Origin of the sequence: Pseudomonas sp. IT-347P, assembly GCF_949768005.1 — a bacterium.
In the GTDB taxonomy this organism is placed as follows: domain Bacteria; phylum Pseudomonadota; class Gammaproteobacteria; order Pseudomonadales; family Pseudomonadaceae; genus Aquipseudomonas.
This window is the reverse complement of sequence record NZ_CATKPQ010000011.1, coordinates 1,051,223-1,058,955: the sequence shown is the minus strand read 5'-3', so window position 1 is coordinate 1,058,955 and position 7,733 is coordinate 1,051,223. Positions and strand designations below refer to the sequence as shown.

Genomic DNA, 7,733 nt, shown 5'->3' with positions numbered 1-7,733 from the left:
CCCACCCCCGCTCCCACAGGGGATGGTGTTTTGGCCTCGAGTTCGCGAACCAGCGGCAACACCCGCCGCCCGAAATATTCCACCTCTTCCTGAAAATGCAGAAACCCCGCCAGCACCAGATCCACTCCCACCGCTTTCAACGCCACGATCCGCTCGGCAATCTGCAGCGGCGTACCAATCAGATTGGTTTTGAAACCATCGTTGTACTGCACCAGATCCTCGAACGTCGATTTCGCCCAGTTGCCCTCACCTTCCGGCGATGCCTTACCCGCCTGTTTCGCCGCATCGCCAAAAGCGTTTACCGCTTCCGGATCAGCCTGCTCGATGATCTGCGCAAGCACCGCCCGCGCCTCTTCTTCGGTATCACGGGCGATGACAAACGCGTTGACGCCAACTTTCACCGAATGATTATTCGCCGCAGCTTTGCCACGAATATCGTCGACCTGCGCCTTGATCCCCTCAATGCTGTTGCCGTTGGTGAAATACCAGTCCGAGACCCTTGCGGCCATGTCCCTTGCCGCACGGGAACTGCCGCCCTGGAAAATTTCCGGACGGCCCAAGGGTTTCGGTTTCAGGCTGTAATTGTCGAAGCGGTAGAAATCGCCGCGAAAGGTGAAGTTGTCCTGACTCCACACACCTCGCAGTGAGCGGATGAACTCCTCGGAACGGCGATAACGCTCGTCATGTTCCAGCCAATGCTCGCCGATGGCCTGAAACTCGCCTTTGAACCAGCCACTGACGATGTTCACCGCGATGCGGCCGTTGGTGAGTTGATCGATGGTTGCCAGTTGCTTGGCTGCCAGCGCCGGTTGCCACGGGCCGGGCAGGATCGCCGCGATCACTTTGAGTTTACTGGTGGCCGCGAGCAACGCGTGACTGAACGCGACGGACTCATGCTGGAACTCGGCACCGTAACCGGCGGTAAAGCGGATCTGCGTCAGCGCGTATTCAAACCCGGCTGCTTCGGCGAGCTGCGCCAGTTTGCGGTTGTAGTCGATGCCCCAATCGGTGCGTTGTTCGATCTTGCTGACCACCAGCCCGCCGCTGACGTTCGGCACCCAGTAGGCAAATTTCACGGCTTGCTGACTCATTGACGTGTCCTCGGGACATTTGCGGAGATGGAAGTGATAGAGCAGCAAGCGTGCCAGGCCTGGAATGCCTGATTTTGTTGGGCTTTCCTGTTATTCAGATGTCTTTTTAAGTGAGATTTGTTGGCTGGGTGTCGTGTGGGCAACAGTGGGTGATGGGGTGGCCGGACTGACGTCATCGCGAGCAGGCTCACTCCTACAGGGGCACGCATTCCAAATGTAGGAGTGAGCCTGCTCGCGATTGGGCTTTACGGGTCGCCGCAACACTTGGAAATGAGTAACATGACCGCCCTCCCCGCAGCCAAATCTGCGCCCTGCCGAATAAGCCGATTCCATGCCTTTCGAACTCAGCGTTGACCTCACCACCCTCGCCATTCTGGCCCTTGTCGCCTTCATTGCCGGTTTCATCGACGCCATCGCTGGCGGTGGTGGGCTGCTGACCACGCCGGCCCTGCTCACCGCTGGGCTGCCGCCGCATCTGGTGCTTGGTACCAACAAATTGAGTTCGACGTTCGGCTCGGCCACCGCCAGTTTCACCTTTTACCGGCGAAAGCTGTTCCACCCACGGCAGTGGGTGCACGCGATTGTCGGCACGCTGGTCGGCGCTCTGACCGGCGCCATCGTCGCCCATTACCTGCCGGCGGAATGGCTGAACAAGATGCTCCCGGTCATCGTGTTCGCCTGCGGCTTGTACCTGTTGTTCGGCGGCACGCCGAAAGCGCCGCTGGACAGCAATGCCCCGATCAAGAAGAAATGGCAATCGAGCCAAGGCTTCAGCCTCGGTTTCTACGACGGCGTGGCCGGCCCCGGCACCGGCGCATTCTGGACAGTCAGCAGCCTGCTGCTTTATCCGATCGACCTGGTCAAAGCCAGCGGCGTGGCGCGTAGCATGAACTTCGTCAGCAACATTGCGGCGCTGTCGGTGTTCGTGTTTTCCGGGCAGGTGGACTGGATCATCGGCCTGAGCATGGGCCTGTCGGTGATGGTCGGCGCATTCTTTGGTGCGCGCACCGCGATCAGCGGTGGCGCCAAGTTCATTCGTCCGGTGTTCATCACCGTTGTTTTGGGTTTGACCGTGCGTTTAGCCTGGCAGCACTGGTTCAGCGTGGCCTAAGCGCCGCGCCACGTAGACGTCGATCAGATAACGGGCAATCGATTTCGACGCCGGCAGCGGCGGCAGATCGTGCACGTTGAACCACTGGGCGTCTTCGATCTCGTCTTCCTGACAGACAATCTCGCCACCGGCGTATTCGGCATGGAAGCCGAGCATCATCGAGTGCGGGAACGGCCAGCACTGGCTGCCCATGTACTGAATGTTCTGCACCTCGATCTGCACTTCTTCGCGCACTTCACGAATCAGACAATCCTCGGCCGATTCGCCCGGCTCCGCGAACCCGGCCAGCGTGCTGTAGACGCCGGTGACGAAACGCGGTGAGCGCGCCAACAGAATCTCGTCGCCACGGGTGATCAACACGATCATGCTCGGCGAAATCCGCGGATAACTGCGCAGGTCGCATGGCTGGCAATACATCGCCCGCTCGCGCGGCACCTGCTTCATTGCCTGGCCGCAATTGCCGCAGAAGCGATGCTCACGGGCCCAGGTGCCGATCTGCGCGGCGTAACCGAGGACTTTGTAGATCGTGTGCTCGCCCTCAAGCATGAACGCGCGCAGGCCTTTCCAGTTGCAGCCCGGCACTTCGCTGGCGTTGTGCAGTTCGAGCAGGTACACCGGCTCGCCGTCGAGATGCCCGATGCCGTGTTCGGCGAGAACGCAAAGGTCCTGACGCTTGAGCCATTCGCGGGGGAACAGCGCGCCGTTGTCGTCGAACAGAAAGCCTTCCGGGCTGCGCGCCACGGCCCAGCCGCCCGGTTGATCGGTGTCCAGTACTGCAGTGGTCCAGCGAGATGTCATGGTTTCTCAGTCCAGAAATTCAGGTTTCTGTTTGCTCATATGGGCGGCCATGGCCACGCGCAAATCGGTGGATTGCAGCATGGCGGCGTTCCAGGTGGCAACGTATTCGAGACCGTCGTCGATACGATGGTCGCGCATGTAGCTGATCATTTCCTTGGTGCCGGCAACTGCAATCGGCGACTTCGCAGCGATGTCGCGAGCGATGTCCAGCACGCCTTCGAGCAGCGCGTCTTTGTCGCTGTAGACGCGATTGACCAGGCCGATGCTGCGCGCCTCGTCAGCGCCGAACGTGCGACCGGTGTAAGCCAGTTCACGCAGCATGCCGTCACCGATGATCCGTGGCAACCGTTGCAAAGTGCCAACATCGGCGGCCATGCCGATATCGATTTCCTTGATCGAGAATTGCGCGTCTTCGGCGGCGTAACGCATGTCACAGGCAGCGATCAGATCGATGGCGCCACCCAGGCAGTAACCCTGAATGGCGGCCAGCACCGGTTTGCGGCAGTTGTCGACGGCGTTGAACGAGGCTTGCAGGGTCAGAATTTTTTTACGCAGCAAACGCGCATTGCGGCCGACGTCCTTACCCAGTTCATTGGCGACGCCAGCGAGCATCATCAGGTCGATGCCGGAGGAAAAGTGTTTACCGTTGCCGCTGAGCACCACCGCGCGCACTTCGTCGGTGTCGTCGATCCACTGGAAGACCTCGACGATCTCGCTCCAGAATGCCGCGTTCATCGCGTTGATCTTTTCCGGGCGATTGATCTGCACATGGGCGATGTTGTCGGCCAGTTCGACGCTGAAGGCGGAGTATTGAGTCATGGCAGTGATCCTTTACCGGGCTGAAAATGAGGCCCGAACTATAACAAGGCATCACGGTGGCGGTTCGGCCAAATGCGGGACTGTCCTGAGTTTTACTTCGCCTGTGCCGGCCCCTTCGCGAGCAAGCCCGCTCCCACCCTGTTGAAGTGCATTCCCCCTGTGGGAGCGAGCTTGCTCGCGAAGAGGCCGGATCAAACAACCCGATTCATCTGGCCAAACGCCGCAACCCAAACAACATCCCCCCGGCCCCCAACAACATCACCGCCAGAAACAGCGGATAAGAAATCCACCACGGCGTCCCGGCCGTCATCATGCTGAACTCCGACATGCCGCCAATACTGGCAATCAGGTTCAACGGCAGAAACACCACGTTGATCAAGGTCAGCTTGCGCAGCAGGTTGTTCATGCTGTTGTTCATCAGGTTGCCACGCGCATCGATCAACCCAGAAAACACCGTCGAGTAGATTTCCGCCTGCTTGTAGCACTGATTGTTTTCAATGATCAGGTCGTCAATCAGGCCGAGCGCTTCACTGCCGAAATGCTGCTTTTCGGCATGATTGCGCAGGCGCGTGAGGACCGCGCCGTTGCTGTGCAGCGCGTTGATGTAATAGATCAGGCTTTCGCTGAGGTTGAACATCTGCACCAGATGCTGGTTCTGCATCGAGGCGTTGAATTTCTGTTGCAGTTCACGGGCAACCAGTTTGATCACCTTCAGGTGCCCGAGGTAGTGATGGATGTTGTTGAACAGCAAGTCGAGCAAGACATCCAGCGGCGTGTTCAGCGGCTGGCGAGTGCCGAGGCCGTGCAGCGGCGTGTCGTCGGTAGCGATCACCAGCAATTGCCCCGGCGCGAACAGCAATCCGCAGGACGACACCTCAAACGCCAGGCTGCCGCCGCCGGAATAGTTTTCCGGGCGTTTCCAGATCAGAAACAAATGGTCGGGGTGAAACTCGATGCGCGAGACCTCGTCCGGGTCCAGCGCTGACGCCAGTGCATGCTCGTCGACCTTGAAATGACTGTGCAGCAAGTCGCGCTCGGCGGCGTCAGGGTTGCTGAACAGCATCACTTCGGCGTCCAGTCGCTCGACTCGCTGCAGGGCGCCGTGGCTCAGTGCGAAGCTGTTGATCATCGGTGCTTCACCACGCCTGGCCGCGACGCTTGAGTTCCAGGCGACGCACGAACTCTTCCAGCACCAGTGAATACAGATCGTCGTGCAAATAGGCGTCTTCGATGCCGGCGTCGAGGTTGGGATTATCGTTAACTTCGATCACCACCACTTTGTCGCCGGCCTGTTTCAAATCGACGCCGTAGAGGCCATCGCCGATCAGGTTGGCAGTCTTCACCGCCAGTTCCACCACCGCACGCGGCGCCTCGTGGATCGCCATCGTCCGGCATTCGCCGTTGACGTCCTGACCTTTGGCTTTGTGGTTGTAGATTTGCCAGTGGCCCTTGGACATAAAGTATTGGCAGGCGAAGATCGGTTTGCGGTTAAGCACGCCGATGCGCCAGTCGTACTCGGTGTAAAAAAACTCCTGGGCCAGCAGCAACACCGAGTGTTCGAACAGTTCAGCAGTCGCCTCAAGCAAGGCCTGCTGGCTTTCGACCTTGATCACCCCACGCGAGAAACAGCCGTCGGGAATCTTCAGCACCAATGGAAAACCGAGGCGCTCGCCGACTCGCTCGAAGTCTTCGGGCCGCTCCTTGTAGAGGATCTCGGTGGCGGGCATGCCCAGTTGATGGCTGTTGAGCAGGTCGGTCAGATAGACCTTGTTGGTGCAGCGCAGAATCGACGTCGGGTCATCCATCACCACCAGCCCTTCACTTTCGGCCTTCTTGGCGAATCGATAAGTGTGGTTGTCGACGCTGGTGGTTTCGCGGATCAGCAAGCCGTCGTACTCGGCCAGGCGTGCGTAATCCTTGCGTTCGATCAGTTCGACGTCGATGCCCATGCCTTTGCCAACCCGGACGAAATTCGCCAGTGCCTGGGCGTTGGATGGCGGCAAAGCCTCCTGCGGATCGTGCAATATTGCCAGGTCGTAGCGCGCCACTTGCGGCGAGCGCGGCACACGCCAGACTTTACGGCTGAAACCGTCCAGCGCGTTGGCAAACTGATCTTCCTGATCATCGCGCAACTTGTGCAAGGCACCGGACTTTATACCTTCGATGTGCCAGCCGTTAGTTCGACGAAATTCAACTAACAGAATCGGACAGGGAAACACTTCAAACAACTGTCGGGCCAGATCCTGTAATGGTTCGATATGTGTCCGGCCAAAATACAAGGTCAAGGTAAAGCCTTCGGTATCACTGTAGAGATGATGACTGAGGGCTTTCTCGAGGGTTTTATCGAGGTCATCCAGCGCCAGCCCATACAGTGATTTTTTCGTCAACTCGCTGATGGTGCGCACCGACGGAATCACCTTGTGCCCTCGTGCTTCGGCCAGCAACGAGCAGTAGTAACCGTGGCCCAGGTACTTGTAGCTGCGGCACAGATTGATCACCTGTACGCGTTTTCCCGACTCGCTGTCACGGCTGCGCTCGAGATATTCCTGTGCCGTCAGTATGTCTTCGCTGGGGAAGTATGAAGCCCAGTCTTCCTTACGCTCGACAATAATCAACACTTGACTGGATGCTTTAACCGCCGAACTTAAATAAGTTGCCGCCGGCGAACTTTGCTCGGATACTTCGCGCCAATGACCCTGTACCGCTGACATAGAGATTGATCCGTTGGAGAACAAGACCTTTTCTATTAAGCACGAAGTTTTTTGAAAGTCTCGTTTCGTTACGCAACTTTTACGGTGGTCATATGAAGGCTGTTTTTCGTTTGGCGGTAGTTGAAGACTTGCCGGCGTTGCTGGCACTGGAAATGCAATGTTTCACCACGGACCGGCTCACCAGTCGCAGCTTTCAATGGATGATCACCCGTGCTCACGGGCAGTTGCTGGTGGCTGAGTGCGACGGCCAATTGCTGGGTTACGCGCTGGTGTTGTTTCATCGCGGCACTTCGCTCGCCCGGCTGTATTCCATCGCGATCGCCGTCGAAGCGCGGGGGACCGGCCTGAGCAAGCAACTGCTGCAACACATCGAAGCACTGGCGCTGGAGCACGATTGTGCATACCTGCGCCTGGAGGTGCGCATCGACAACGCTGCGGCCATCGCGCTGTATGAACGCAATGGCTACCGGCGTTTTGCATTGATTCACGATTACTACGAAGACCACGCCGATGCGCTGCGCCTGGAGAAACGCATTCTCCAGCACCGCGACTCGCGCAGCATCAAAGTACCTTATTACCCGCAAACCACCGATTTCACCTGTGGTCCGGCGTGTCTGTTGATGGCCATGGGCGCATTGCAATCGGAACGGTTAATGGAGCGTCGAGAAGAGTTGCAGGTCTGGCGGGAAGCGACCACGGTGTTCATGACTTCCGGGCATGGCGGATGCAGTCCGCAGGGATTGGCGTTGGCGGCGTGGCGTCGGGGATTTCGCGTGCGTATGGCACTGAGCATGAGCGGGCCGCTGTTCCTCGACGGTGTGCGTGATGCGCATAAAAAAGACGTCATGCGTTTGGTGCATGATGAGTTCTCGGCGCAACTGCAGGAGACCGATGTCGAGTGTGTGATCGGTGCGCCACTGGATCTGCCGCGTTTACTCGATGCCGGTGGGCAACCGCTGGTGTTGATCAGCAGCTATCGCCTGACCCGCTCCAAGTCGCCGCACTGGGTGGTCGTGACCGATTGCGACGAAGATTTCGTTTACCTGCATGACCCGGATGTCGACCACAGCCAGCATCGACAACCCATGGACTGCCAACATGTGCCGGTGAGCCATGGTGAGTTCGAGAAAATGTGTCGTTTCGGGCGAGGTAAATTGCGGGCTGCAGTGGTTTTATATTCCCGCGGAACATGAGCACCCATCT

At 58.4% G+C, this 7,733-nt stretch carries 7 protein-coding genes; 2 read left to right on the top strand and 5 right to left on the bottom strand.

Features of this window, described 5'->3' with window-relative positions; all coding sequences use genetic code 11:
• The coding region (sfnG, locus tag ACM6IV_RS08690; RefSeq protein WP_414869600.1) for a dimethylsulfone monooxygenase SfnG at positions 1–1,091 on the bottom strand (1,091 nt) is incomplete at its 3' end.
• Positions 1,092–1,422: 331 nt separating this feature from the next.
• Here sfnG and ACM6IV_RS08685 point away from each other — a divergent pair.
• A complete protein-coding gene (locus ACM6IV_RS08685) occupies positions 1,423–2,202 on the top strand; it encodes a TSUP family transporter (RefSeq protein WP_414869599.1) in 780 nt (259 codons plus the stop codon).
• Here ACM6IV_RS08685 and nudC read toward each other — a convergent pair.
• From nudC to ACM6IV_RS08665, 4 genes are all read right to left on the bottom strand, one after another.
• The gene (gene nudC, locus ACM6IV_RS08680) at positions 2,170–3,000 is read right to left on the bottom strand and encodes an NAD(+) diphosphatase (protein WP_414869598.1); all 831 of its coding nucleotides are present in this window, start codon (positions 2,998–3,000) and stop codon (positions 2,170–2,172) included. The two genes, ACM6IV_RS08685 and nudC, sit on opposite strands and share 33 nt — an antisense overlap.
• 6 nt (positions 3,001–3,006) lie before the next feature.
• A complete protein-coding gene (locus ACM6IV_RS08675; protein ID WP_414869597.1) occupies positions 3,007–3,819 on the bottom strand; it encodes a crotonase/enoyl-CoA hydratase family protein in 813 nt (270 codons plus the stop codon).
• 205 nt (positions 3,820–4,024) lie between these two features.
• Positions 4,025–4,948, bottom strand: coding sequence for a magnesium transporter CorA family protein (locus tag ACM6IV_RS08670; RefSeq protein ID WP_414869596.1), 924 nt, complete (start codon positions 4,946–4,948; stop codon positions 4,025–4,027).
• A gap of 7 nt (positions 4,949–4,955) precedes the next feature.
• Complete coding sequence (locus tag ACM6IV_RS08665; protein ID WP_414869595.1) at positions 4,956–6,530, bottom strand: RimK family protein; 1,575 nt, start codon at positions 6,528–6,530, stop codon at positions 4,956–4,958.
• A gap of 92 nt (positions 6,531–6,622) precedes the next feature.
• Here ACM6IV_RS08665 and ACM6IV_RS08660 point away from each other — a divergent pair, with 92 nt between their 5' ends.
• The gene (locus ACM6IV_RS08660; protein ID WP_414869594.1) at positions 6,623–7,723 is read left to right on the top strand and encodes a peptidase C39 family protein; all 1,101 of its coding nucleotides are present in this window, start codon (positions 6,623–6,625) and stop codon (positions 7,721–7,723) included.
• The last annotated feature ends 10 nt before the right edge of the window (positions 7,724–7,733 follow it).

What these genes read in the sequence shown, in the direction of transcription:
- ACM6IV_RS08685 (WP_414869599.1), top strand. Translation starts at nt 1,423, where the DNA reads ATGCCTTTCGAACTCAGCGTTGACCTCACCACCCTCGCCATTCTGGCC.
- nudC (WP_414869598.1), bottom strand. Translation starts at nt 3,000, where the DNA reads ATGACATCTCGCTGGACCACTGCAGTACTGGACACCGATCAACCGGGC.
- ACM6IV_RS08675 (WP_414869597.1), bottom strand. Translation starts at nt 3,819, where the DNA reads ATGACTCAATACTCCGCCTTCAGCGTCGAACTGGCCGACAACATCGCC.
- ACM6IV_RS08670 (WP_414869596.1), bottom strand. Translation starts at nt 4,948, where the DNA reads ATGATCAACAGCTTCGCACTGAGCCACGGCGCCCTGCAGCGAGTCGAG.
- ACM6IV_RS08665 (WP_414869595.1), bottom strand. Translation starts at nt 6,530, where the DNA reads ATGTCAGCGGTACAGGGTCATTGGCGCGAAGTATCCGAGCAAAGTTCG.
- ACM6IV_RS08660 (WP_414869594.1), top strand. Translation starts at nt 6,623, where the DNA reads ATGAAGGCTGTTTTTCGTTTGGCGGTAGTTGAAGACTTGCCGGCGTTG.